The organism is Pontibaca methylaminivorans (assembly GCF_900156525.1).
GTDB classification, from domain to species: Bacteria; Pseudomonadota; Alphaproteobacteria; order Rhodobacterales; family Rhodobacteraceae; genus Pontibaca; species Pontibaca methylaminivorans.
In genome coordinates this window covers 663,573-687,548 of record NZ_FTPS01000001.1, presented here as the reverse complement: position 1 = coordinate 687,548, position 23,976 = coordinate 663,573, and the positions used below count along the sequence as shown (strand labels likewise).

The window sequence follows — 23,976 nt, the reverse complement described above, 5'->3', positions numbered from 1 at the left end:
GCAGGACGACTTGGGGCGCAGGTTCAGGGGCGAAAGCCGGCACAAGGTGGACGGCAAGGGGCGGGTTTCGATCCCGGCCATGTTCCGCCGCGTGCTCGAAGCCTCGGACCCGAACTGGACCGAAGGGCTCAACCCCGAACTGGTCATCGTCTATGGCGATCACCGCCGCACCTATCTTGAATGCTACACCATCGAGGCGATCGAGGAGGTCGATGCAAAGATCGACCGGATGCCGCGCGGCTCGATGCAGCGCAAGATGCTGCAGCGCCTGTTTCACGGGCAGTCCTTTCCCACCAACGTGGACGAAACCGGGCGCATCGTCCTGCCGGCCAAGCTGCGGGCCAAGATCGGGCTCGAGGGCGAGGCGTTCTTCATTGCCGCGGGCGACACCTTCCAGATCTGGAAGCCCGAGACCTATGAATCCGAGGAACTGACCCGCACCGAGGAATGGCTCGACGCGTTCCCCGAAGATTTCGACCCGCTGGAACTTCTCGACGCCGCACCGGAGGAGTGAACCGATGGTGCCTGCGCCCACTCCACCCGCGCCCGCTCCGGTCCCGCATGTTCCGGTTCTGCTGCGCCCGCTGATGAAGGCCGCGGCACCGGTTACGGGGGTCTGGCTTGACGGCACATTCGGCGCGGGCGGCTATACGCGGGCGCTGCTGGACGCAGGTGCGGAACAGGTGATCGCGCTCGACCGCGACCCCATGGTGTTCGAGATGGCGCGCGCATGGGCCGGCGATTACGGCGAGCGGCTGGTGCTGCGCCAGGGGCTGTTTTCGCAGATGGACGAACATGTTGCCGAAGATGTCGGGCTGGACGGTGTGGTGCTCGACCTTGGCGTTTCCTCGATGCAGCTCGACCAGTCGGAGCGCGGCTTTTCCTTCATGCGGGAGGGGCCGCTCGACATGCGCATGTCGGGCGAGGGGCCGGATGCCGCCGACCTCGTCAATCGCGCAAGCGAGGCAGAGCTTGCCGACATCCTTTATTTCTATGGCGAGGAACGCGCCGCCCGCCGGATCGCCCGTGCAATTGTCACGGCGCGCAGTGATGCGCCGCTCGAAACCACGCTGCAACTGGCCGCCGTCGTCGAATCCTGTCTGCCCCGCGCCAGGCCCGGACAGGCGCGCCCCGCCACGCGCAGCTTCCAGGCGCTGCGCATTGCCGTGAACCGCGAATACGAGGAGCTGTTCCAGGGGCTCATGGCGGCCGAACGGGTGCTGAAACCCGGCGGGGTGCTTGCGGTCGTGACCTTCCATTCGCTCGAGGACCGGATGGTGAAGCGGTTTTTCGCGCTTCGCGCCGGGCAGGGCGGTGGCGGCAGCCGTCACGCCCCGGAGGAACAGGCCGAGCCGGCCGGGTTCACGCTCGACCCCCGCAAGGCGATCAAGCCCGACGCCGCGGAGCTTGCCGAAAACCCCCGCGCGCGTTCGGCGCGGCTGCGCATCGCCCGGCGGACCGATGCCCCCGCCCGCCCGGTCGATCCCCGTGCCATCGCCATGCCGCCCGTGCTGCGTCCGGCGGAAAGGGGCGGGCGATGAGGGCGCTTTCCTATGTGCTGACCGTGCTTGCGGTCTTCGGGCTGGCCTTCTGGGCCTATCGCGAGAACTATTCCACCCAGCAGGCGCTGCGCGAGGCGCGTTCACTGCAACGCCAGATCGGCGAGGCGCGCCTGCGCATGAGCGTGCTGCGCGCCGAATGGGCCTATCTGAACCGCCCCTCGCGGCTGATGGAACTGGCCGAGATCAATTTCGACCGGCTCGGGCTGCTGCCCTTCGATTCGGAACAGTTCGGCCGCGTTGACGAGGTCTCCTATCCGCCGCCGCCGGTGCCCGAGGTCGATGATCCGACCGAACTCCCGCCAAATCCAGATGACGAGGCCTTTCCATGACCCGCATCCCCCTGCGCCCGCTGGCGCGTGTTCTTCCGGCCCGCGACCGCGGCGAGAATGTCGAGGCGATCGAGCACGAGAACATCCGCCTGCGCCATGCCGAAATGCAGGACCGAGCCCGCTCCCGTGCGGAGGGGCGCCTGCTGGTGCTTGGCCTGTTCTTCTTCTGCGCCTTCGTCACCGTTGGCGGGCGGATGGGGATGCTGGCCACATCCGAGGCGGCGGAACCCGCCATCAGCCGCGCCGGGCCGACCATCGTCAACCAGCGCGCCGATATCGTCGATCGGCACGGGCGCATCCTCGCCACCAATTTCGAGACCCATTCGCTTTATGCCCAGCCGCCGCAGATGGTGGATCCGGCCGCCGCCGCCGAAGGGCTGGCGGAGATCTTCCCCGACCTGAAAAAGGAGCGCCTGCTCAAGGATTTCACCGGCGCGCGCAAGTTCCTCTGGATCAAGAAGCGCATCAGTCCCGAACAGCAGCAGGCGGTGCATGATCTGGGCGAACCGGGGCTGCTGTTCGGCCCGCGCGAGATGCGCCTTTATCCGAACGGCCATCTTGCGGCCCATGTGCTGGGCGGCGCCTCTTTCGGGCGCGAAGGCGTGAACGCGGCCGAGGTGATCGGCGTTGCCGGCGTCGAGCGGCAGTTCGACGGCTATCTGCGCGATCCCGGAAACGGCGATCGCCCGCTCGAGCTTTCGCTCGATCTCACGATCCAGTCGGCGGCGGAAAGCGTGCTTTCGGGCGGCATGAAGCTCATGAACGCGAAGGGCGCGACCTCGATCCTGATGGATGTGCATACCGGCGAGGTGATCTCGGTCGTTTCCTTGCCCGACTTCGACCCGAACGACCGCCCGCGCCCCGCGACCAGCGGGCTCGATCCTTCGGTGAGCCCCCTGTTCAACCGCTCGGTGCAGGGGGTGTACGAACTCGGCTCCACCTTCAAGATCTTCACCGTCGCGCAGGCGCTGGATCTCGGGCTCGTGCGCCCCGACACGATCATCGACACCAAGGGTCCGCTGCGCTGGGGGCGTTTCCGCATCAGCGATTTCCGCAATTACGGCAACGAGCTGTCGGTGACCAACATCATCGTCAAGTCGTCGAATATCGGCACCGCGCGGCTGGCGCAGAAGATCGGGGCCGAGCGCCAGCAGCAGTTCTTCGACAAGCTGGGCTTTCTCGACCCGACCGGGTTCGAGATCGTCGAGGCGAGGGGCGGCAAGCCGCTCAGGCCCGCCAAATGGTCGGAACTTTCCACCATGACGATTTCCTATGGTCACGGCCTCTCGGTCAGCCCGATGCACCTTGCCGCCGGTTATGCCATGATCGCCAACGGCGGGCATTACGTCAGCCCGACCCTTCTCAAGCGCGACGGGCCCCAGCACGGGCCGCGCATCATCTCCGAACAGGCGGCCCGCCAGGCGCGCACCATGCTGCGCAAGGTGGTCAGCGAAGGCACCGCGAGCTTCGGCGAGGTCGAGGGCTATGCCGTCGGCGGCAAGACCGGCACCGCCGACAAGCCCAAACCCCAGGGCGGCTATTACAAGGACAAGGTGATCGCCACCTTTGCCAGCATCTTTCCGGCCCATGACCCGAAATATGTCCTGATCGTCACGCTGGACGAGCCGATCGAGAATTCGACCGACGAGGATCGCCGCACCGCCGGCTGGACGGCGGTGCCGGTCGCGGCCGAGATGATCCGCCGCATCGCGCCGCTGCTCGGGCTGCGGCCGGAGATTGAACCGGTGAGCGACCTTGCTATAACGCTTGCGTCCCAGTAAGGGGCTGATCCGGCGGCGGAGTGGATGATGGACATACCGGCGAAACCACTGAGCCAGCTGGCCCTCACCGCGCGCGGCGGCCGCGATCCGCTGATCCGCGGCATCGCGCTCGACAGCCGGGACGTGCGCGAAGGCTATCTTTTCGCCGCGCTCCCCGGATCGCGGGTGCATGGCGGCAGCTATATACAATACGCGCTGCGCATGGGGGCGGCGGCGATCCTGACCGATCCCGCCGGGGTGCGCATCGCCCAGTCCGAACTGGCCGCGTCGGAGGCGGCGCTCGTGGTGACCGGGCACCCGCGCGAGGCGCTGGCCTTTACCGCGGCGCTCTGGTTCGGGCGCCAGCCCCCGGTCATCGCCGCCGTGACCGGCACCAACGGCAAGACCTCGGTCACGAGCTTCCTGCGCCAGATCTGGACCCGCTTCGGCCGCGAGGCGATCAACATCGGCACGACCGGCGTCGAGGGCGCATGGAGCGCACCGCTGGCGCATACCACGCCGGATCCGATCACTCTTCATCGCGTGCTGGCCGAGGCGGCGGGTGCCGGCGTGACCCGCGCCGCGATGGAAGCGTCGAGCCATGGCCTTCTTCAGCATCGCCTTGACGGGGTGCAGTTGCGGGCGGCGGGGTTTACCAACCTCTCGCAGGATCACCTCGATTATCACCCGAACCTCGATGCCTATTTCGCGGCCAAGGCCCGGCTTTTCGGGGAATTGCTGCCCGAGGACGGCACCGCCGTGATCAACCTCATGGACCGCTACGGGCGCGAGATGCGCGCGGTCGCGGCGGCGCGGGGCGTGAATGTGATCACCGTGGGGCGCGAGGAGGGCGACCTTGCCCTGCTCGGCCAGCGTTTCGATGCGAGCGGGCAGGATCTGCGCTTTTCCTGGGGGGACAAGGCGGTGCAGGTGCGGCTTTCGCTGATCGGCGGGTTCCAGGCCGAAAACGTGCTGCTTGCGGCCGGGCTGGCCATCGCCTGCGGCGAAGAGCCCGAGCCGGTCTTTGCCGCGCTTGCCGAACTCGTCACCGTGCACGGGCGGATGGAGCTTGCGGCGGTTCGTGACAACGGCGGCACCGTTTTCGTCGATTATGCCCATACCCCGGCGGCGGTGGCGACGGCGCTTGCCACGCTGCGCCCGCATGTGATGGGGCGGCTGATCGCAATCATCGGCGCCGGCGGCGACCGGGACGCGGGCAAGCGGCCGCTCATGGGTCGGGCAGCGGCGGAGAACGCGGATCTGGTGATCGTGACCGACGACAATCCGCGCAGCGAGGATCCGGCCCTGATCCGCCGCGCGATCATGGAGGGCGCGCCGGACGCGAGCGAGGTCGGCGACCGCGCCGAGGCGATCCTGCGCGGGGTCGATGCGCTCGGCCCGGGGGATGCGCTGCTGATCGCCGGCAAGGGGCATGAACGCGGCCAGATCGTGGGCGACACGGTGTTGCCGTTCGACGATGCGGAACAGGCCAGCATCGCGGTCGCCGCACTCGACGGGCGGCCCACATGAGCCTCTGGCGCGCGGACGAAGCGGCCGCGGCAACGGGCGGGCGCGCGCAGGACGGCTCGACCGGGTGCTGGCGCGCGGGCGGGGTGTCCATCGACACGCGCACCCTTGTCGCGGGCGACCTTTTCGTTGCGCTCAGTGCGGCCCGCGACGGACATGATTTCGTGCCCGAAGCGCTTGCGAGGGGGGCCGCCGCGGCGCTCGTGTCGCGTGTGCCCGAAGGTATTGGGCCGGAGGCGCCGCTCCTGATCGTGGAGGACGTGCAGGCGGCGCTCGAGGCGCTGGGGCGCGCGGGACGTGCCCGGTCGGGGGCGCAGGTCATCGGTGTGACGGGAAGCGTCGGCAAGACCTCGACCAAGGAGATGCTGGCCCGGATCCTCGGAGATCAGGGGCGGGTGCACGCCAGCGTCGCCAGCTACAACAATCACTGGGGCGTGCCGCTTACGCTTGCGCGCCTGCCGCAGGACGCGCAGTTCGCAGTGATCGAGATCGGCATGAACCATCCCGGCGAAATCGCCCCGCTTGCGCATCAGGCGCGCCCGCATGTGGCGCTCGTGACCACCATCGCGCCGGCCCATCTCGAGGCATTCGACGGGGTTGAGGCGATCGCCCGCGAAAAGGCGGCGATCTTCGAGGGGCTCGAGCCGGGCGGCAGCGCGATCATCAATGCCGACATCGCGCAGAGCGCCATATTGCGCGATCATGCCCTGCGCGGCGGGGCCGAAGTGGTGGACTTCGGCGAACACGCGCAGGATTTCCGCCTGCTTGATGTGCGGATGCAGGACGAGGCGCTCACCGTGCGCGCCGAAGCCCGGGGCGAGCCGCTCCTGTTCCGTATCCAGAGCCCGGGGCGCCACTTCGCCATGAACGGGCTCGGGGCGCTGGCGGCGGTGCTCATGCTGGGCTGCGATCCGGCGCTCGCGGTGCAGAGCCTCGGGCGCTGGGCGCCGGTCGCGGGGCGGGGGGTGCGCGAACTCGTGCCGCTCGACGCCGTTGATACGGATCAGGTGATCGCGCTCATGGACGATTCCTATAACGCCAACCCCGGCTCGGTCGCGGCGGCGCTGGACACGCTTGCGGCGGCCACGCCGCCGGCGCGCGGGCGGCGGATCGCGATTCTCGGCGACATGAAGGAACTCGGCCCCCGCGGCCCCGAACTCCATGCCGCGATCGCCGGCCACCCGGCCATCGCCGGAATCGACCGGGTGCATTGCATCGGCCCGCTCATGCGGTCCCTGCACGAGGCGCTTGCGCCCGAACGGCGCGGGATCCGCGCCGAAACCAGCGCCGCGATGGTCGCCGCGCTCAAGGAGCAGATCGCCCCCGGAGATCTGGTGCTGGTGAAGGGCTCGCTCAGCATGAACCTGGCTGCCGTCGTTGACGCAATCCGCAAAATGCCGCATGGCGGAACCGATCCCGCCCCGAACCACGAGTAGGACCATCCCAAGTGCTGTACTGGCTGACGTTCCTCTCGGATGGCGGTGATTTCTTCAACCTGTTCCGTTACATCACCTTCCGCGCCGGCGGGGCGTTCCTGACTGCGCTGATCTTCGGTTTCGTCTTCGGACGGCCGCTGATCGCGGTGCTGCGCAAGCGGCAGGGAAAGGGGCAGCCGATCCGCGACGACGGCCCCGAAACCCACCTGACCAAAGCCGGAACGCCGACCATGGGCGGGCTTTTGATCGTCGGGGCGCTGATCACGGCGACATTGCTCTGGGCACGGCTCGACAACGGGCTTGTCTGGCTCGTGCTGTTCGTCACGCTGAGCTTCGGCCTGATCGGGCTGGCGGACGATTACGCCAAGGTCAGCCGGCAGAACACGAAGGGCGTGCCGGGAAAGGTGCGCATCGCGCTTGGCGTGCTGATCGCCTTCATCGCCGCGATCGGGGCGGTCTGGTTCCATCCGCCCGAGCTCCAGGGGCAGCTTGCGATGCCGGTCTTCAAGAACGTGCTGCTCAACCTCGGCTGGTTCTATGTGCCCTTCGTGATCTGCGTGATCGTCGGCGCCGCGAATGCCGTGAACCTGACCGACGGGCTCGACGGGCTTGCGATCATGCCGGTGATGATCGCGGCGGCGACGCTCGGGGTCATCGCCTATGCGGTCGGGCGGGTCGATTTCACCGAATACCTCGACGTGCATTATGTCCCCGGCTCGGGCGAGATGCTGGTGTTCTGCGCCGCGCTCTGTGGCGGGGGGCTCGGGTTTCTCTGGTATAACGCGCCGCCCGCCGCGCTGTTCATGGGCGATACCGGCAGCCTTGCGCTGGGCGGGGCGCTTGGCGCGATCGCGGTGGTGACCAAGCATGAACTGGTGCTGGCGATCGTCGGCGGGCTGTTCGTGGCCGAGGCGCTTTCGGTCATCATCCAGGTGCTGTACTTCAAGCGCACCGGGCGGCGGGTGTTCCTGATGGCGCCGATTCACCACCATTTCGAAAAGAAGGGCTGGGCCGAATCCACCGTGGTGATCCGGTTCTGGATCATCTCGCTGATCCTCGCCATGATCGGCCTCGCCACGCTCAAGGTGCGCTGATGCGCCGCCCGGCCCCATGATCCCGGCGCAGGGCCACGCGGGCGAGCGGGTCGCGGTGCTCGGGCTTGGCCGGTCGGGGCTTGCGGCGGCGCGGGCGCTCAGGGCCGGCGGGGCCGAGCCGCTCTGCTGGGATGACAACCCGGCGGCACGCGAGGCGGCCGAGGCCGAGGGACTCCTCTGCACCGATCTCCTGCGCGGCGGCGTGCTCGAATCGGCAAGCGCCCTGATCCTGAGCCCCGGCATTCCCCATCTTTATCCCGCGCCCAATCCCGTGGTGGCGGCTGCGCTCGAGGCGGGGGTGCCGCTCGACAACGATATCGGGCTGTTCTTCCGTTCGCTCGCGACCAGCGACTGGGCCAGCCACGACATGCCGCCCCGGGTGGTGGCGGTGACCGGCTCCAACGGGAAATCGACCACGGCCGCGCTCATTCACCACATCCTGGGCGAATCCGGGCGCGACAGCCAGCTTGCGGGCAATATCGGCCGCGGGGTTTTCGACATCGACCCGCCGGGCGACGGCGCGGTGGTCGTGCTCGAACTCAGCAGCTACCAGACCGAGCTTGCCCGCGCGCTGACGCCCGATATCGCCGTCTTTACCAACCTGAGCCCCGATCACCTGGATCGCCATGCCGGGCGCGGGGGGTATTTCGCGGCCAAGCGCCGCCTGTTCGCCGAAGGCGCGCCCGACCGGGCGGTGATCGGCGTGGACGAGACCGAAGGGCAGTTCCTCTCGAACCAGCTTTCCGAGGCGCGCGGCGATGATCGCGTGATCCAGGTCTCGGTCACGCGCAAGCTGACTTCGGCCGGCTGGCATGTCTTCGTGCGCAAGGGGTTCCTGACCGAATATCGCAAGGGCCGGCAAGTGGGGGCGGCCGATCTGCGCCCGGTGCGCGGGCTGCCCGGCGCGCACAATCACCAGAACGCCTGCGCCGCCTGGGCCGTGGCGCGCAGTCTCGGGCTTGCGCCGCGGGTGATCGAGTCCGCGCTGCATTCCTTTCCCGGGCTGCCGCATCGCAGCCAGGTGGTGGCCGAATCGGGTGGCGTGACCTTCGTCAACGATTCCAAGGCCACCAATGTGGACAGCGCCGCCCGCGCGCTGGCCGCCTTTCCCCGCATCCGCTGGATCTGCGGCGGGCTGGAAAAGGAAGGCGGGCTCGACGCGCTGCGCGGGCAGACCGGCGCGGTGGTCAAGGCCTATGTGATCGGGCGCGAGGCCGCGGCTTTTGCCATGCAGCTTGATGTCGAGGCCGAGATCTGCACCGACATGGCGACCGCCGTCGCGCGCGCCGCGGCCGATGCCGCCCCGGGCGATACCGTCCTGCTGGCCCCGGCGGCGGCGAGTTTCGATCAATACGACAATTTCGAACAGCGCGGCGCCGATTTCACCGCCATGGTCCGCCGGCACCTTTGACGCGGGCGACCGGGTGCCCTGAAAACTGCATTCCGCAGCGTCGAAGATGCTGGCCTGACAGCGAGTTCTGCTGTAAGCTGACCCGACAGACTCCGGAAAAACGGGGCGTGAAACAGGCAATGAGCAGCAGCAACCATGACTGAGATGGTCTATGGCGTCGTGCCCGAACGGGACGGCGAGCCGATTCTTCCCAAATGGTGGCGCACGGTGGACCGCTGGTCCATGAGTTGCGTGTTGCTGCTTTTCGTGATCGGGCTGCTGCTGGGGCTTGCGGCGTCAGTGCCGCTGGCCGAGCGCAACGGGTTCCATCCGTTCTATTACGTCACCCGGCAGGCGGTGTTCGGCGGTGCGGCGCTCGTTGCCATGTGGCTGACCTCGATGATGTCGCCGACCATGGTGCGGCGGTTTGCCGTGATGGGTTTCGTGCTGTTCTTCGTCGCCCTTGCGCTTCTGCCGCTGTTCGGCACCGATTTCGGCAAGGGGGCGACGCGCTGGTATTCGCTCGGCTTCGCGAGCTTTCAGCCCTCCGAGTTCCTGAAACCCGCCTTCATGGTCACCGCCGCCTGGATGATGGCCGCAAGCCGCGAGATCAACGGCCCGCCCGGCACGCTCTGGTCTTTCGCGCTGTGCGGGGCGATCGTGCTGATGCTGGCGCTCCAGCCCGATTTCGGGCAGGCGGCGCTGGTGCTGTTCGGTTGGGGCGTGTTGTATTTCATCGCCGGGGCGCCCATGTTCCTGCTTCTGGTCATGGCCGGGCTGGCGGTGATGGGCGGCAGTCTCGCCTATTCCAATTCGGAACATTTCGCCCGCCGTATCGACGGTTTCCTGTCGGCCGAGATCGACCCGACCACGCAGCTTGGCTATGCGACCAATGCGATCCGCGAAGGCGGGCTGTTCGGCGTCGGCGTCGGCGAAGGCCAGGTCAAGTGGTCGCTGCCCGATGCGCATACCGATTTCATCGTCGCCGTGGCCGCCGAGGAATACGGGCTGATCCTCGTGCTCATCATCATCGCACTATATACTATAGTGGTCCTGCGGTCGCTGCTGCGGCTCATGCGGGAGCGCGACCTTTTCATCCGCCTTGCCGGCACCGGGCTTGTCGCGATCTTCGGGGTGCAGGCCATGATCAACATGGCGGTGGCGGTGCGGCTGGTTCCGGCCAAGGGGATGACGCTGCCCTTCGTGAGCTATGGCGGCTCGTCGCTGATCGCCGGCGGGATCGCGGTCGGGATGCTGCTGGCCATGACCCGCTCGCGCCCGCAGGGCGAGGTGGCGGAACTCATGCGAAGGCGCGCGGGATGAAGGCGCCGCTGCTTGTCATGGCCGCCGGCGGAACCGGCGGGCATATGTTCCCGGCGCAGGCGCTGGCCGAGGCGATGCTGCACCGGGGCTGGCGGGTGCGGCTTTCGACCGACTCGCGCGGGGCGCGCTATACCGGCGGCTTCCCCCATTCGACCGAGATTTCCGAGGTGCAGAGCGCAAGCCCGGCGCGCGGCGGCACGGTGGCAAAACTGCTCGCCGCGCCGAAGATCGCCACCGGCATCGCCTCCGCCGTCTGGGGAATGTGGCGCGACCGGCCCTCGGTCGTTGTCGGATTTGGCGGCTACCCGAGCATCCCCGCTCTCGCCGCGGCCGAGTTCCTGCGGCTGCCGCGCATGATCCACGAACAGAACGGACGGCTCGGCCGGGTGAACCTGCGCTTTGCGCCCCGCGTTGCCTGCGTCGCCTGCGGGGTCTGGCCGGCGGAACTGCCCGCGGGCGCGAACGGGGTCGAGACCGGCAATCCGGTGCGCAAGGCCGTGCTCGAACGGGCGCAGGCGGCCTATATCCCGCCCGGAGATTATCCGATGTCGCTGCTGGTCATCGGCGGCAGTCAGGGGGCGCGCATTCTTTCCGACGTGGTGCCCGATGCCGTCGCGGCGCTGCCCGGACACCTGCGCGGCCACCTGCGCGTGGCCCATCAGGCCCGGGCCGAGGATGGCGAACGCGTCACCGCCGCCTATGCCGCCCATGGCATCCAGGCCGAGGTCAAGCCGTTCTTCAAGGACATCGCGCGCCGCATCAGCGAGGCGCAGCTGGTCATCGCCCGGGCCGGCGCCTCGACCATCGCCGACCTGACCGTGATCGGGCGCCCGGCGATCCTCATTCCCTATGCCGCCGCGGCCGGCGATCACCAGACCGCGAATGCCCGCGTCCTTGTCGAAGCCGGCGCGGCGACGCTGATCCCCGAGAGCCGGCTCGATGCCGAGGTGCTCGCCGGGCAGATCGGCCTGATCCTCGGCAACCCGGATGCGGCGGTGCAGATGTCGCACGCCGCCTGGGGTGCGGCGATCCCCGACGCGACCCAGAGACTGGTTGCGCTTGTTCTGGAACTGTCGGAAAGGGGCGCTAAGCCATGATGGATGGAAGCTCGATTGATGGAAGCCCGGCCATGAATGCAGCAACGAAACTCCCGCTCGATGTCGGCCCGATCCATTTCGTCGGCATCGGCGGAATCGGCATGTCGGGCATTGCCGAGGTGCTCCTGGAACATGGCTACCGGGTGCAGGGCTCGGACCTGCGGGCGTCGCCGATCACCGAGCGGCTCGAATCGCTCGGTGCCCGCATCTTCATCGGACAGGATGCCGCCCATCTGGACGGGGCCGAGGTGGTGGTGATTTCCTCGGCGATCCGGTGCGGCAACGCGGAACTCGACGAGGCCCGCCGCCGGCACCTGCCGGTGGTGCGCCGCGCCGAGATGCTGGCCGAGCTCATGCGGCTGAAATCCAACATCGCGATCGCCGGCACCCACGGCAAGACCACCACGACCACGCTCATGGCCGAACTGATGGTTGCCGGCGGGTTCGATCCCACGGTGGTGAATGGCGGCATCATCCACGCCTATGGCAGCAATGCGCGCATGGGGCAGGGCGAATGGATGGTGGTCGAGGCCGATGAAAGCGACGGCACCTTCACCCGGCTTCCCGCGACCATCGCCATCGTCACCAATATCGACCCCGAGCACCTGGATCACTGGGGCGATTTCGACCGGTTGCGCGACGGATTCCTCGAATTCGTGAGCAACATTCCCTTTTACGGGCTGGCGGTCTGCTGCACCGATCACCCCGAGGTCGCGGCGCTGGTCGATCGCGTGACCGACCGGCGCGTCGTCACCTACGGCTTCGGCCCGCAGGCCGAGGTCCGCGCGGTCAACCTGCGCTATGAGGGCTGCGCCGCGCATTTCGACATCGAACTGGGGCCCGAGGGCGACACCATCCGGGACTGCGCCCTGCCCATGCCCGGCAACCACAATGTCCTGAACGCGCTCGCGGCGGTGGTGGTGGCGCGTCATCTCGGCATGGAGCCCGGGCGTATCCGCGCCGCACTGGCCGCCTTCGGCGGGGTGAACCGGCGCTTTACCCATATCGGCGAGGTGAACGGCGTCACGATCATCGACGACTATGCGCATCACCCGGTCGAGATCGCGGCGGTGCTCGACGCGGCGCGGCAGGCCTGTTCGGGGCGGGTGATCGCCGTACATCAGCCGCACCGCTTCACCCGGCTGCATTCGCTGTTCGACGGGTTCCAGACCTGTTTCGATGCGGCCGATGTCGTCGCCATAACCGAGGTCTATGCGGCCGGCGAGCCGCCCATCGACGGGGTGAACCGCGATGCGCTGGTGGCGGCGCTGGCCGGCCGCGGCCGCGGCGCGGTCCATGCGCTCGGCGGTGAGGACGATCTTGCGCGTTTCGTGCGGACAGAGGCCCGGCCCGGCGACATGGTGGTCTGTCTTGGCGCCGGCACGATCAGCGCCTGGGCGAATGCGCTGCCGGCGCATCTTGGCCGGGATGTTGCCTGACATGACCACCTTTCCCCTTGCCGGCGATCCCATGGCCTCGTCGCTGTTCCTGGCGGCGCTCTGGGCGGTCGGCGCAAATCTGCTGGCGATCCTGCCGGGCCGGGGCACGCATTGGGGGCGGGCGCTTGCGCTGATCGCGACCGGCGTGCCGATTGTCGGTTATGTGACTTTTCAGCATGGGCCCTGGATCGGTATGATCGTGCTGGCCATGGGCGTTTTCGTGCTGCGCTGGCCGGCGATCCACGCCGGGCGCTGGGCAATCGAACTCTGGCGTGGCAGAGAGAACGGGAAGAAACCACAGGAAGGAAACTCGTCATGAGCATGGCCACAACCATCGCCATCGTGCCGCTGATCTTTCTGGCTCTGGGCCTTCTCGTCGGCTTCGGGGCCGGGCGCTACCTTGCGCCGAAGGCCGGCGCAACGCTGCTCGGGCTCGCGGTGCTGATCGGGCTCGTTCTCATCGTGCGGCTGGTCATGGTCGGCCCCGGCGACGAGGAAGACGCGTTCATCCCCTTCATCGGGCTGAATGCGGCGGTGTTCCCGGCGATCTTTGCCGGCATCATGGGCTGGCTCGGCGGTCGCGCCCTGCTGCGCCGCGCCGCGGCGTGATGGGGGCGGCGCCTGCCGCGCTGAAATCCGCCGGGGCCGCATCGCTGCCGCAGGTGCGCGGACGTCTCACGCCCGGGCGCGCGATGAGCGATCTGACCTGGCTGCGGGTGGGCGGCCCGGCCGAGTGGCTGTTCCAGCCCGCCGATACGGAGGACCTGGCGCAGTTTCTGGCCGCGCTCGATCCTTCCATTCCGGTCTTTCCCATGGGCGTCGGTTCGAACCTCATCGTCCGCGACGGGGGCTTGCGGGGTGTGGTGATCCGCCTCGGGCGCGGGTTCAACCATATCCGGGCCGAGGATGGCCGCGTGGTCGCCGGTGCCGCGGCGCTCGATTCCCATGTGGCGCGCCGCGCCGCCGATGCGGGGATCGACCTTGCGTTCCTGCGCACCATACCCGGTTCGATCGGCGGTGCGCTGCGCATGAATGCGGGCTGTTACGGGCAATATATGGCCGATGTCCTGGTTTCGGCCCGGGCCGTCACGCGCGCGGGCGAACTGATCGAGCTGCGCCCCCGCGATCTGAACCTGCGCTATCGCGGCTCGGACCTTCCCGAGGGCGCGGTTCTGGTCGAGGCGGTTCTTGCCGGCCCCCCGGGCGATCCCGAAGACCTGCATGCCCGCATGGCCGAACAGCTTGCGCGGCGCGACGCGAGCCAGCCGACCGACCGGCGCAGCGCCGGTTCGACCTTTCGCAATCCCGCGGGGTTTTCCAGCACCGGGCGCGCAGACGACGTGCACGACCTGAAGGCCTGGCGCGTGATCGAGGCCGCCGGGCTGCGCGGGGCGCGTCTGGGCGGCGCGCAGATGAGCGAGAAACATCCGAACTTTCTCATCAACACCGGCAATGCCAGTGCCGCCGATCTCGAGGCGCTGGGCGAACAGGTGCGAAAAAAGGTTTACGACGCCAGTGGCATACGACTAGAGTGGGAAATCATGCGGATCGGGGAACCGGCCGCTGAACCGACCCCCTGAGCGCGAGTTTCCCGCGGCCTTGACGCTGCGAGAAGAACTGCGGGCGGAGAACAGGCAAACGCCGCACGCGGGCGCAGGAGGGGGCGCATAACAAGAACAGGGGCCGCAACGACGGTCCCGGGGACATTGAGGCACTTGAAGTGGGTCAGTCGAGCAGGACAGCCCGGAAAGTGGCGGTATTGATGGGCGGCCCCTCGGCCGAGCGCGAGGTGTCGCTTTCGAGCGGGCGCGAATGCGCCGCCGCGCTGCGTGGCGAGGGGTTCACCGTGGTCGAGATCGACGCCGGTGCCGATCTTTGTGCGCGGCTGCGCGACGAGGCGCCCGACGTCGTGTTCAACGCGCTTCACGGGCGCTGGGGCGAAGACGGCGCGGTGCAGGGGATGCTCGAATGGCTCGGGATTCCCTATACGCATTCCGGCGTGCTGGCCTCGGCGCTGGCCATGGACAAGCAGCGCGCCAAGGACGTGTTCCGCGCCGCCGGCCTGCCGGTGATGGAAAGCGTGATCGCGACCCGCGCCGAGGTGGCCGCCGGTCATGTGATCGCGCCGCCCTATGTGGTCAAGCCGGTGAACGAGGGATCCTCGGTCGGGGTGCACCTGGTGCGCGACCACAGCAATGCGCCGCTCGTGCTGGGCGGGGATGCGCCCGATATGCTCATGGTCGAAAGTTTCGCACCGGGGCGGGAGCTGACCACCACGGTGATGGGCGATCGCGCGCTCGTGGTGACCGAGATCATGACCGCCGACTGGTATGATTACGCGGCGAAATACAGCCCCGGCGGCTCCACCCATGTGGTGCCGGCAAAGATCCCCGAGGCGATTGCCGCGCTCTGCCTTGATCATGCGCTGCGCGCCCACCGGGCGCTTGGCTGCCGGGGCATGTCACGCACCGATTTCCGCTGGGACGAGGCGCGGGGTGCGGCGGGGCTCGTGCTGCTCGAGGTCAACACGCAGCCGGGCATGACCCCGACGTCGCTCAGCCCCGAACAGGCCGGCGCGCTGGGGATCCGGTTTGGTGAGCTTTGCCGCTGGCTGGTCGAGGATGCGTCATGCTCGCGCTAGGGCGCAGGCCACGGCGCACTGACCCGGCGCCGTCGCGGATGGCCTACCGGCTGCAGCGCTGGATGCTGACGCCGGGCATCCGCACCGGGCTGCGCATCGGTGTTCCGCTCGGGCTGCTGGCGATTGCGACAGCGCTTTATCTTGCGGATCCGGCGCGGCGCGAGGCGCTGACCGGCTGGGTTGCGGACATCCGGAGCTCGATCGAGCAGCGCCCGGAGTTCCGCGTCGAGCGGATGGAGATCGAGGGGGCCGATGCCGAGCTTGCCCGCGACATCCACCAGGTGGTGGCGGTGGACTTCCCGCTCAGTTCCTTCGACCTTGATCTGGCGACCGTCCGCGACCGGATCATGGCGCTCGATCCGGTCAAGCAGGCGGTGCTGCGCATCCGTCCCGGCGGGGTGCTCGAGGTCAGCGTGACCGAACGCCGCGCCGTGGTGCTCTGGCGGACGGTGGACGGGCTGGCGCTGCTGGACGGGGACGGCGTCTTCATCCGCTCGGTTTCCGAGCGTGCGGCGCATCCCGACATGCCCCTGATCGCGGGCCGGGGGGCCGAAAAGGAAATTTCCGAGGCGCTCGCGCTCACGGCCGCGTCGCGGCCGCTGGACGGGCGCCTGCGCGGGTTCGTGCGTATCGGAGAGCGGCGCTGGGACGTGATCCTGGACCGCGACCAGCGTATCCTGCTGCCGGCCGAACAGCCGGTGCGGGCGCTTGAACGGGTGATCGCGCTCGACCAGGCCGAGGACATGCTGGCGCGCGATGTGCTGGTTGCCGACATGCGCCTGTCCGAGCGCCCGACGCTGCGCATGAATGCGCGCGCACATGACAGATGGGTGAATGCGAAGGAGGAACGATAACCATGGGTGGTGAAGAATGATGACGGATCTGTATCAGGCACAGCGCGCCATGCGCCAGATTCGGCGCCAGGCCATGCAGCGGGGCGTCATCGCCATTCTGGACGTGGGCAGTTCCAAGATCGCCTGCCTTGTGCTGCGCTTCGACGGCTCCGAGCGGCTGCGCGAGGACGGCACCATTGGCGCCATGGCCGGGCAGACCGGATTTCGCATCATCGGCGCGGCGACCACCCGGTCGCGCGGGGTGCAGTTCGGCGAGATCGTTGCCATGCAGGAAACCGAGCGCGCGATCCGCACCGCGCTTCAGGCGGCGCAGAAGATGGCGGGGATCCGTGTGGATCACGTCATCGCCTGCCTGTCCGGGGCTTCTCCGCGTTCCTACGGGCTCGAAGGCGAGATCGCGCTTGACGAGCAGATCGTGGCCGAGGCCGACGTGGGGCGCGTCATGGCCGCCTGCGAAGTGCCCGATTACGGCGTCCGCCGCGAGGTGCTGCATGCGCAGCCGGTGAATTTCGCGCTGGACAACCGCTCGGGCCTGTCGGATCCGCGCGGGCAGCTCGGGCAGACGCTTTCGGTCGACATGCACCTGCTGACCGCCGATGCGGCGCCGATCCAGAACCTCGTCTATTGCCTGCGCCGCTGCGATCTGGAACTCGCCGGGATCGTCTCGTCGGCCTATGCCTCGGGGATGTCGACCCTGGTCGAGGACGAGCAGGAGCTTGGCGCTGCCTGCATCGACCTTGGCGGCGGCAGCACGGGCATTTCGATCTTCATGAAAAAGCACATGATCTTTGCCGATGCGGTGCGCATGGGCGGCGACCATGTGACGGCGGACGTGTCCATGGGGCTCGGCGTGCCGGCGGCCACGGCCGAGCGGATCAAGACCTTTTACGGCGGCGTGCATGCGACCGGGCTCGATGACCGTGAACGCATCGACATCGGCGGCAACACCGGCGACTGGGAACACGACCGCCGCAGCGTGAGCCGGGCCGAACTGATCGGGATCATGCGACCGCGGGTCGAGGAAATCTTTGAGGAAGTGCGCCAGCGCCTGGATGCGGCGGGTTTCGAGCACCTTCCCAGCCGGCAGATCGTGCTGACCGGTGGCGGCAACCAGATCCCGGGGCTGGACGGGCTCGCGAGCCGCATCCTCGGCCAGCATGTGCGCCTTGGCCGCCCGCTGCGGGTGCATGGCCTGCCGCAGGCGGCCACCGGCGCCGGTTTCGCAAGCGCGGTCGGCCTTGCGCTCTGTGCCGCGCATCCGCAGGACGAATGGTGGGACTTCGAGATTCCGGTGGACCGCTACCCGGCCCATTCGCTCAAGCGCGCGGTGCGCTGGTTCAAGGACAACTGGTAGGCACGAGAACACGGGGTGACGGGGCCGCCGGCCTGTGATATAAGGCGCACAAGGGGCGCGGTGACGCCTCCAACACCAATAACAGAGGCGGCCGGGCAGTCGTCCAGAGATTATCCGTCGATGCCGGCTCGCGCAGCGCGCGGGATTTCGGTTCCTGTGCAGGTGCCGCAATATCTGCGCGAAAGCTCATCCACGTCTTCTATACCTTGGGTGGTGGACGAGACCGGGCGGTTCCCGGCAAGAATCTGCCCATATTTTGCGGAAATCGAGGTTTTTTCTGGTGACTATCGGGGATCAATTGATAAGAATGACGATGGACAGGCAAAAAATGCCCGTGCAAACGGGTCAGACACAGGCGGATAGATCCATGACTTTGAACCTTTCGATGCCCGGACAGGAAGAACTGAAGCCCCGGATTACCGTGTTCGGGGTCGGTGGCGCCGGCGGCAATGCCGTCAACAACATGATCGAAAAGCAGCTTGACGGCTGCGAATTCGTGGTTGCCAACACCGATGCCCAGGCGCTTCAGCAGGCCTATGCCGAGAACAAGATCCAACTGGGCGTCAAGGTGACCGAGGGGCTTGGCGCCGGGGCGCGGGCAAGCGTGGGCGCCGCCGCCGCCGAGGAAAGCATCGAACAGATCGTCGATCATCTGGCCGGCGCGCATATGTGCTTCATCACCGCCGGCATGGGCGGAGGCACCGGCACCGGCGCCGCGCCGATCATCGCCCAAGCGGCGCGCGAGCTTGGCGTGCTGACCGTCGGCGTCGTGACCAAGCCCTTCCAGTTCGAGGGCAGCAAGCGGATGCGCCAGGCCGAGGAGGGTGTCGAGACCCTGCAGAAGGTCGTCGATACGCTGATCATCATCCCGAACCAGAACCTGTTCCGCCTCGCCAACGAAAAGACCACCTTCACCGAAGCCTTCTCCATGGCCGACGATGTGCTTTACCAGGGCGTCAAGGGTGTGACCGACCTGATGGTGCGGCCCGGGCTGATCAACCTCGATTTCGCCGACGTGCGCGCGGTCATGGACGAGATGGGCAAGGCCATGATGGGCACCGGCGAGGCCGAGGGCGAAGACCGTGCCATCCAGGCCGCCGAAAAGGCGATCGCCAATCCGCTGCTGGACGAAATCAGCCTGCGCGGCGCCAAGGGCGTGCTGATCAACATCACCGGCAGCCATGACCTCACCCTGTTCGAGCTGGACGAGGCCGCGAACCGCATCCGCGAGGAAGTGGACCCGGATGCCAACATCATCGTCGGCAGCACGCTCGACACCGGCATGGAAGGCGTGATGCGGGTCAGCGTCGTCGCCACCGGCATCGACGCCGAAGAGGGCCAGGCCGAAATCCCGGTGCCGCGCCGCCCGATGTCGCAGCCGCTCAAGCAGAACATCGCAAGCGAGGCGCCGAAGCCGGCCGCCGAGGAACAGCCCGCCGTGGCTGCGCGGGCCGAAGCTGCACCGCGCAACGACCAGCAGCCCCGTCCGGCACCGGCACGCGAAGCCGCCGCATCCGGATCCGCACAGGCCGCCGGCGGTTTCCAGGGCGGCTACCGGCCGCATGCGCCGGCGCTGCGCGAGGACGCGGACGAACCCGCGCTCCAGGACGACGGTCTGCCGGCCCCGGCCTATCGCCCGCAGGTGCCCGAGTTCGAGCCCCGCACCGAGACCTATGCCGAGGCGCCCTATGCCGAAGAGGGCTATTCGGACGACGACTATGCCGCCGCCCCGCAGGCCGAGGACGCTGCGCCGGCGCCCGTTTCCTACAGCGCGACCCCCGGCGAACCCTCGCCCGAGACCATGCGCCGCCTTCAGGCCGCGGTCAGCAAGGCGGCCCCGACCCCGCAGCGCGGGCGCGCCGCCGCCGAACCCGCACGTCCCCAGGGTCAAGGCCAGGCCACGGGGCAGGGTGAACGCCTGCGTTTCGGCATCAATTCGCTGATCAACCGCATGACGGGCCACGCCGGCGAACAGCCGGGCGGACAGGGGGCCGCACCGGCGCCCCGCCAGCAGCCGCAGCCGCCCCGCCATCGCAGCGCCGCGGCGGCCGCCGAGCCCCAGGCCCAGCGAGAGCCCGATCCCGATCAGGAACGCATCGAGATCCCGGCCTTTCTGCGTCGCCAGGCAAACTGACGCGCGCCGAAGACCTCATTGCAGTCATCGTTGCAAGGCCGCCCTCGTGGCGGCCTTTCTCGTGGCGGCGCCGGCACCGTCTGGCGCCGCGGCCAGGCCTTCTTCTGGCCGGAAATATCCCGGGGTCCGGGGCAGAGCCCCGGCCCGACCATGGCATCCCCCGCGTCCGGCAGATGAACGTGGCCGGAAATCACCGCCGCCCATGGCATCTGCAGGACGGTGGGCACGAAACCGCGCAGCCCGGAGGGGATGTTTCAAGTGGTTGCAAAGATTGAATTGAGCCCCCGCCGCACAGGCACTACGTCATGATCGCAAGCGGCCCGGAAGCGGCCGGGAACCGAATTGATGAGGCAAGCTGTGCAGAACACGTTGAAGGCATCGGTGGCGTTCGAAGGGGTCGGGCTGCATGGTGGCGCGCCGGCCCGTATCGTCCTGCATCCGGCCCCCGCCGGCTATGGCATCCGTTTCCACCGCACCGACATCAAGGTGGGCAACGCCGTGGTGATCGCGCGCTGGGACCAGGTGGAGCGGGTTCCGCTATGTACGCGGCTGGTCAATGCGGCGGGCGTATCCGTCTCCACGGTCGAGCACCTGATGGCGGCGCTGGCCGGTTGCGGCATTCACAACGCCCGGATCGAGATCGACGGCCCCGAGGTTCCGATTCTCGACGGCTCTGCCGCCCCCTTCGTGCGCGGCATCATGCGGCACGGCCTGCGTCCGCTTCCGGCCCGGGTCGAGGTGATCGAGGTGCTGCGCCCGGTGAGCGTGAGCCATGGCGACGCCCGTGCCAGCCTGCTGCCCTATCCCGGGGTGCGCATCGACTTCGAGATCGACTTCGAGGATGCGGCGATCGGCCGGCAGCGCCGGGGGCTCGACCTGCGCAACGGTGCCTTTGTCCGCAAGCTGTGCGACAGCCGGACCTTCTGCCGGCAGGCCGATGTCGATGCCATGCAGGCGCAGGGGCTGGCCCTTGGCGGCACGCTGGAAAACGCGGTGGTCGTCGATGGCGCCAAGGTGCTGAGCCCGGGCGGCTTTCGCCACCCCGACGAGGCGGTGCGGCACAAGATGCTCGACGCGCTCGGCGATCTCGCGCTTGCCGGGGCGCCGATCCTGGGCCGCTATGTCGGCGAGAAGGCCGGCCATGCGCTGACCAACCTGCTGCTGCACGAGCTGTTCTCGCGCAAGGACGCCTGGCGGCGCGTGACCTGCGACCCGCGGACCGCCGCCACCCTGCCCGGGGTGGGGCTGGTCGCGGAGGAAATTCCCGAAGTCGCCTGAAAGCATGGCACCACCGGCTCCGGCCGCGGGGGCCGGGACCGGGAGCCCTGATCAGGGCCGCGGACAGGAAGGTGGCCCGCCGGTGCTTTAAGGCGTTTTGCCCCGGAAACGAATGTGCTAGACCGTCTCGCACAGGGGGCGGATGCCCGGAGCAAGACGGTGAGGATTGGCAGGCATGATTGGCTTCAGGGCGACGACAGCCAGAACCGTTGGCGCAGTTCTGCTGGTGGCGATGCTTGCATCATGCAGCGGCAGCGGGCGCACGGATCGGGACGAAAATCTTGACCAGTATTCCGCCGAGCAGATTTTCGAGCGGGGCGAATTCGAACTGTCGCGCAATCGCAACGACGATGCGGCCTATTACTTTTCCGAGGTCGAACGCCTGTACCCCTACGAGGAACTCGCCCGGCGGGCGCTGGTGATGCAGGCCTTCGCCTATCACAAGGGGCGCGATTATCCCAACAGCCGCTCGGCCGCGCAGCGGTATCTCGATTTCTATCGCGGCGATGACGATGCCGCCTATGCGCAATATCTGCTGGCACTGTCCTATTACGACCAGATCGAGGATGTGGGGCGCGACCAGGGGCTGACCTTTCAGGCGCTGCAGGCGCTGCGCGAGGTGATCGAAAACTATCCCGACAGCGAATATGCCAATTCGGCGATTCTCAAGTTCGACCTGGCCTTCGACCATCTGGCCAGCAAGGAAATGGAAATCGGGCGCTATTACCTGAAGCGCAAGCATTACTCGGCGGCGGTCAACCGGTTCCGCACCGTGGTCGAGGATTTCCAGACCACCTCGCACACCGCCGAGGCGCTGCATCGCCTCGTTGAGGCCTATCTGTCGCTCGGGCTCGATGCCGAGGCGCAGACCGCGGGGGCGATTCTCGGCCATAACTACCAGGGATCGGAATGGTATGAGGCGAGCCATGCGCTTCTGACCGGCAAGGGGCTCAGGGCGCACAGCGTCGGCAACAACTGGCTGGCCCAGATCTACCGTCAGTCGATCAAGGGTCAGTGGCTCTGACAGGCGGGGCAGGCGCTTCGGCGCACCCCGGGCAATAGATGCTGCGAACGCTTGAAATCCGCGACATGCTGATCATCGACCGGCTGGAACTGCTGTTCCGGCCGGGCCTGAACGTGCTGACCGGGGAAACCGGCGCCGGCAAGTCGATCCTGCTGGATTCGCTCGGTTTCGTGCTGGGCTGGCGCGGACGCGCGGAACTCGTGCGCCCGGGGGCCGAGCGCGGCGAGGTCACGGCGGTGTTCGACCTTGCCCCGGATCATCCTGCGCGGGTGATCCTGCACGAGGCGGGCCTGCCCGATGAAGACGACGAGCTGATCCTGCGGCGCGTCAACATGGCCGGCGGGCGCAAGACCGCATGGGTCAATGACCGGCGCTGTTCGGGCGAGGTGCTGAGGGCGCTTGCCGATACATTGGTCGAACTGCACGGGCAGCATGACGATCGCGGATTGCTCGACGCGCGCGGACATCGCCGGATGCTGGACGATTTCGCCGGGCTCGGCCCGATGCGCGACCGGCTGCGCGATAGCTGGGAGGCGCTTCGCACGGCGCGGCGGGCCGAGGCCGGGGCGCGCGAGGCGCTCGATCTGCTGCGCGCCGAAGAGGACCGCCTGCGTCACGAGGTGGCCGAACTCGACGCGCTCGACCCGCAGCCCGGCGAAGAGCCCGCGCTCGATGCCGAGCGCCGACGCATGCAGGCGGCGGAACAGATTTGCGACGATATCGCCCGTGCCCATGGCCTGCTTGGCGGCGATGGTGCGGGCGGGGCCGGTGGGGCAGAGCAGACGCTCGGCGATGCGCTGCGCTGGCTCGAGGGGGCGGCGGCGCGGGCGGAGGGGATGCTCGACGAGCCGCTCGCGGCGCTTTCGCGCGCGCTGGACGAGACGGCGGCGGCGCAGCGAGGGGTTCAGGATGCGCTTGAATCGTTGCGCTTCGATGGGCCGCGGCTCGAGCAGATCGAGGAACGCCTGTTTGCGATCCGCGGGCTTGCGCGCAAGCACACCGTCGCGCCAGATGAGCTTGGCGAGCTTGCCGCGACACTGCGCGGGCGGCTCGCGGCGCTGGACGCGGGCGAGGCCGATCTTGCCGATCTTGCCGCGGCGGTCGCCCGGGGCGAGGCGGACTATCAGGCGGCCGCGGCCGAGCTGTCCGCGCAGCGCGGTGCGGCGGCGGCGCGCCTTGATGCGGCGGTGATGGCCGAACTTGCGCCGCTCAGGATGGAGCGGGCCGAGTTTCGCACCGCGATCACCCGCGCCGAACCCGGCCCCGAGGGGCAGGACGCGGTGACCTTCACCGTCACGACCAACCCGGGCGTGCCTCCCGGCCCGCTGAGCCGGATCGCCTCGGGCGGGGAACTCAGCCGGTTCCTGCTCGCGCTGAAGGTCTGCCTGAGCGCCCCGGGCGGGGGCGTGACCATGATCTTTGACGAAATCGACCGGGGCGTCGGCGGCGCCACCGCGGATGCCGTCGGGCGGCGCCTCGAGGCGCTGGCGCAGGGCGGGCAGGTGCTGGTCGTGACCCATTCGCCGCAGGTCGCGGCGCGCGGTGCGCATCACTGGCGCGTGCAGAAGGAAACCCGCGCCGAGAGCACCCGGACGATGGTCGCGCCGCTGGACCGGGACGCCCGCACCGACGAGATCGCCCGGATGCTGGCCGGCGACAGCATCACCCCCGAGGCCCGCGCCGCCGCCCGGGCGCTGCTTGACGATGCAGGCGACGGCGGCTGACGGTGTTGTT

General features: G+C 68.4%; 21 protein-coding genes. All 21 read left to right on the top strand.

Annotated elements, in window-relative coordinates:
• The first annotated feature begins 10 nt into the window (after positions 1-10).
• The gene (mraZ, locus tag B0B01_RS03370) at positions 11-514 is read left to right on the top strand and encodes a division/cell wall cluster transcriptional repressor MraZ (RefSeq protein ID WP_076647381.1); all 504 of its coding nucleotides are present in this window, start codon (positions 11-13) and stop codon (positions 512-514) included.
• A gap of 4 nt (positions 515-518) precedes the next feature.
• Positions 519-1,541, top strand: a complete 1,023-nt coding sequence (gene rsmH, locus B0B01_RS03365; protein ID WP_076647378.1) for a 16S rRNA (cytosine(1402)-N(4))-methyltransferase RsmH — start codon at positions 519-521, stop codon at positions 1,539-1,541.
• The gene (gene ftsL / locus B0B01_RS03360) at positions 1,538-1,891 is read left to right on the top strand and encodes a cell division protein FtsL (protein WP_076647375.1); all 354 of its coding nucleotides are present in this window, start codon (positions 1,538-1,540) and stop codon (positions 1,889-1,891) included. Before rsmH ends, ftsL begins: the two co-directional genes overlap by 4 nt.
• Positions 1,888-3,672: a peptidoglycan D,D-transpeptidase FtsI family protein gene (locus B0B01_RS03355; protein WP_076647372.1), complete on the top strand. Its 1,785-nt coding sequence runs from the start codon at positions 1,888-1,890 to the stop codon at positions 3,670-3,672. Before ftsL ends, B0B01_RS03355 begins: the two co-directional genes overlap by 4 nt.
• 27 nt (positions 3,673-3,699) lie before the next feature.
• Complete coding sequence (locus B0B01_RS03350; RefSeq protein ID WP_076647369.1) at positions 3,700-5,181, top strand: UDP-N-acetylmuramoyl-L-alanyl-D-glutamate--2,6-diaminopimelate ligase; 1,482 nt, start codon at positions 3,700-3,702, stop codon at positions 5,179-5,181.
• Positions 5,178-6,614 carry a UDP-N-acetylmuramoyl-tripeptide--D-alanyl-D-alanine ligase gene (locus B0B01_RS03345; RefSeq protein ID WP_076647366.1) on the top strand — a complete coding sequence of 479 codons (1,437 nt, stop codon included), beginning with the start codon at positions 5,178-5,180 and terminating at the stop codon, positions 6,612-6,614. The genes B0B01_RS03350 and B0B01_RS03345 overlap by 4 nt, the downstream gene beginning before the upstream one ends.
• 11 nt (positions 6,615-6,625) lie before the next feature.
• Positions 6,626-7,708, top strand: a complete 1,083-nt coding sequence (gene mraY, locus B0B01_RS03340) for a phospho-N-acetylmuramoyl-pentapeptide-transferase (RefSeq protein ID WP_076647363.1) — start codon at positions 6,626-6,628, stop codon at positions 7,706-7,708.
• 16 nt (positions 7,709-7,724) lie between these two features.
• Positions 7,725-9,119, top strand: coding sequence for a UDP-N-acetylmuramoyl-L-alanine--D-glutamate ligase (gene murD, locus B0B01_RS03335; RefSeq protein WP_076647359.1), 1,395 nt, complete (start codon positions 7,725-7,727; stop codon positions 9,117-9,119).
• A 135-nt stretch (positions 9,120-9,254) separates the two neighbouring features.
• Positions 9,255-10,421 (top strand): putative lipid II flippase FtsW, encoded by a 1,167-nt coding sequence (gene ftsW / locus B0B01_RS03330; protein ID WP_076647356.1) that lies wholly within the window; start codon positions 9,255-9,257, stop codon positions 10,419-10,421.
• The gene (locus B0B01_RS03325; RefSeq protein WP_076647354.1) at positions 10,418-11,518 is read left to right on the top strand and encodes a UDP-N-acetylglucosamine--N-acetylmuramyl-(pentapeptide) pyrophosphoryl-undecaprenol N-acetylglucosamine transferase; all 1,101 of its coding nucleotides are present in this window, start codon (positions 10,418-10,420) and stop codon (positions 11,516-11,518) included. The genes ftsW and B0B01_RS03325 overlap by 4 nt, the downstream gene beginning before the upstream one ends.
• A gap of 32 nt (positions 11,519-11,550) precedes the next feature.
• Positions 11,551-12,957, top strand: a complete 1,407-nt coding sequence (gene murC / locus B0B01_RS03320) for a UDP-N-acetylmuramate--L-alanine ligase (protein ID WP_076650031.1) — start codon at positions 11,551-11,553, stop codon at positions 12,955-12,957.
• A gap of 1 nt (position 12,958) precedes the next feature.
• Positions 12,959-13,276: a DUF2484 family protein gene (locus tag B0B01_RS03315; RefSeq protein WP_327082979.1), complete on the top strand. Its 318-nt coding sequence runs from the start codon at positions 12,959-12,961 to the stop codon at positions 13,274-13,276.
• Complete coding sequence (locus B0B01_RS03310; RefSeq protein ID WP_076647351.1) at positions 13,273-13,566, top strand: hypothetical protein; 294 nt, start codon at positions 13,273-13,275, stop codon at positions 13,564-13,566. Before B0B01_RS03315 ends, B0B01_RS03310 begins: the two co-directional genes overlap by 4 nt.
• Entirely contained in the window at positions 13,566-14,537 is a 972-nt protein-coding gene (gene murB, locus B0B01_RS03305) for a UDP-N-acetylmuramate dehydrogenase (RefSeq protein WP_076647348.1), read from the top strand. Before B0B01_RS03310 ends, murB begins: the two co-directional genes overlap by 1 nt.
• Positions 14,538-14,677: 140 nt before the next feature.
• Positions 14,678-15,598 carry a D-alanine--D-alanine ligase gene (locus B0B01_RS03300; protein ID WP_200805402.1) on the top strand — a complete coding sequence of 307 codons (921 nt, stop codon included), beginning with the start codon at positions 14,678-14,680 and terminating at the stop codon, positions 15,596-15,598.
• 38 nt (positions 15,599-15,636) lie between these two features.
• Positions 15,637-16,452 carry a cell division protein FtsQ/DivIB gene (locus tag B0B01_RS03295; RefSeq protein ID WP_234967694.1) on the top strand — a complete coding sequence of 272 codons (816 nt, stop codon included), beginning with the start codon at positions 15,637-15,639 and terminating at the stop codon, positions 16,450-16,452.
• A 19-nt stretch (positions 16,453-16,471) separates the two neighbouring features.
• The gene (gene ftsA, locus B0B01_RS03290) at positions 16,472-17,806 is read left to right on the top strand and encodes a cell division protein FtsA (RefSeq protein WP_076650029.1); all 1,335 of its coding nucleotides are present in this window, start codon (positions 16,472-16,474) and stop codon (positions 17,804-17,806) included.
• 367 nt (positions 17,807-18,173) lie between these two features.
• On the top strand, positions 18,174-19,940 hold the full coding sequence (ftsZ, locus tag B0B01_RS03285; protein ID WP_076647339.1) for a cell division protein FtsZ: 1,767 nt from the start codon (positions 18,174-18,176) through the stop codon (positions 19,938-19,940).
• A gap of 345 nt (positions 19,941-20,285) precedes the next feature.
• Complete coding sequence (gene lpxC, locus B0B01_RS03280; RefSeq protein WP_076647337.1) at positions 20,286-21,218, top strand: UDP-3-O-acyl-N-acetylglucosamine deacetylase; 933 nt, start codon at positions 20,286-20,288, stop codon at positions 21,216-21,218.
• Between the two features lie 175 nt (positions 21,219-21,393).
• Positions 21,394-22,242, top strand: coding sequence for an outer membrane protein assembly factor BamD (locus B0B01_RS03275; RefSeq protein WP_076647334.1), 849 nt, complete (start codon positions 21,394-21,396; stop codon positions 22,240-22,242).
• A gap of 38 nt (positions 22,243-22,280) precedes the next feature.
• Positions 22,281-23,966, top strand: coding sequence for a DNA repair protein RecN (gene recN, locus B0B01_RS03270; protein WP_076647330.1), 1,686 nt, complete (start codon positions 22,281-22,283; stop codon positions 23,964-23,966).
• Positions 23,967-23,976 lie beyond the last annotated feature (10 nt).

What these genes read in the sequence shown, in the direction of transcription:
- rsmH (WP_076647378.1), top strand. Translation starts at nt 519, where the DNA reads ATGGTGCCTGCGCCCACTCCACCCGCGCCCGCTCCGGTCCCGCATGTT.
- ftsL (WP_076647375.1), top strand. Translation starts at nt 1,538, where the DNA reads ATGAGGGCGCTTTCCTATGTGCTGACCGTGCTTGCGGTCTTCGGGCTG.
- B0B01_RS03355 (WP_076647372.1), top strand. Translation starts at nt 1,888, where the DNA reads ATGACCCGCATCCCCCTGCGCCCGCTGGCGCGTGTTCTTCCGGCCCGC.
- B0B01_RS03350 (WP_076647369.1), top strand. Translation starts at nt 3,700, where the DNA reads ATGGACATACCGGCGAAACCACTGAGCCAGCTGGCCCTCACCGCGCGC.
- B0B01_RS03345 (WP_076647366.1), top strand. Translation starts at nt 5,178, where the DNA reads ATGAGCCTCTGGCGCGCGGACGAAGCGGCCGCGGCAACGGGCGGGCGC.
- murD (WP_076647359.1), top strand. Translation starts at nt 7,725, where the DNA reads ATGATCCCGGCGCAGGGCCACGCGGGCGAGCGGGTCGCGGTGCTCGGG.
- ftsW (WP_076647356.1), top strand. Translation starts at nt 9,255, where the DNA reads ATGACTGAGATGGTCTATGGCGTCGTGCCCGAACGGGACGGCGAGCCG.
- B0B01_RS03325 (WP_076647354.1), top strand. Translation starts at nt 10,418, where the DNA reads ATGAAGGCGCCGCTGCTTGTCATGGCCGCCGGCGGAACCGGCGGGCAT.
- murC (WP_076650031.1), top strand. Translation starts at nt 11,551, where the DNA reads ATGAATGCAGCAACGAAACTCCCGCTCGATGTCGGCCCGATCCATTTC.
- B0B01_RS03315 (WP_327082979.1), top strand. Translation starts at nt 12,959, where the DNA reads ATGACCACCTTTCCCCTTGCCGGCGATCCCATGGCCTCGTCGCTGTTC.
- B0B01_RS03310 (WP_076647351.1), top strand. Translation starts at nt 13,273, where the DNA reads ATGAGCATGGCCACAACCATCGCCATCGTGCCGCTGATCTTTCTGGCT.
- murB (WP_076647348.1), top strand. Translation starts at nt 13,566, where the DNA reads ATGGGGGCGGCGCCTGCCGCGCTGAAATCCGCCGGGGCCGCATCGCTG.
- B0B01_RS03295 (WP_234967694.1), top strand. Translation starts at nt 15,637, where the DNA reads ATGGCCTACCGGCTGCAGCGCTGGATGCTGACGCCGGGCATCCGCACC.
- ftsA (WP_076650029.1), top strand. Translation starts at nt 16,472, where the DNA reads ATGACGGATCTGTATCAGGCACAGCGCGCCATGCGCCAGATTCGGCGC.
- ftsZ (WP_076647339.1), top strand. Translation starts at nt 18,174, where the DNA reads ATGACTTTGAACCTTTCGATGCCCGGACAGGAAGAACTGAAGCCCCGG.
- lpxC (WP_076647337.1), top strand. Translation starts at nt 20,286, where the DNA reads ATGAGGCAAGCTGTGCAGAACACGTTGAAGGCATCGGTGGCGTTCGAA.
- B0B01_RS03275 (WP_076647334.1), top strand. Translation starts at nt 21,394, where the DNA reads ATGATTGGCTTCAGGGCGACGACAGCCAGAACCGTTGGCGCAGTTCTG.
- recN (WP_076647330.1), top strand. Translation starts at nt 22,281, where the DNA reads ATGCTGCGAACGCTTGAAATCCGCGACATGCTGATCATCGACCGGCTG.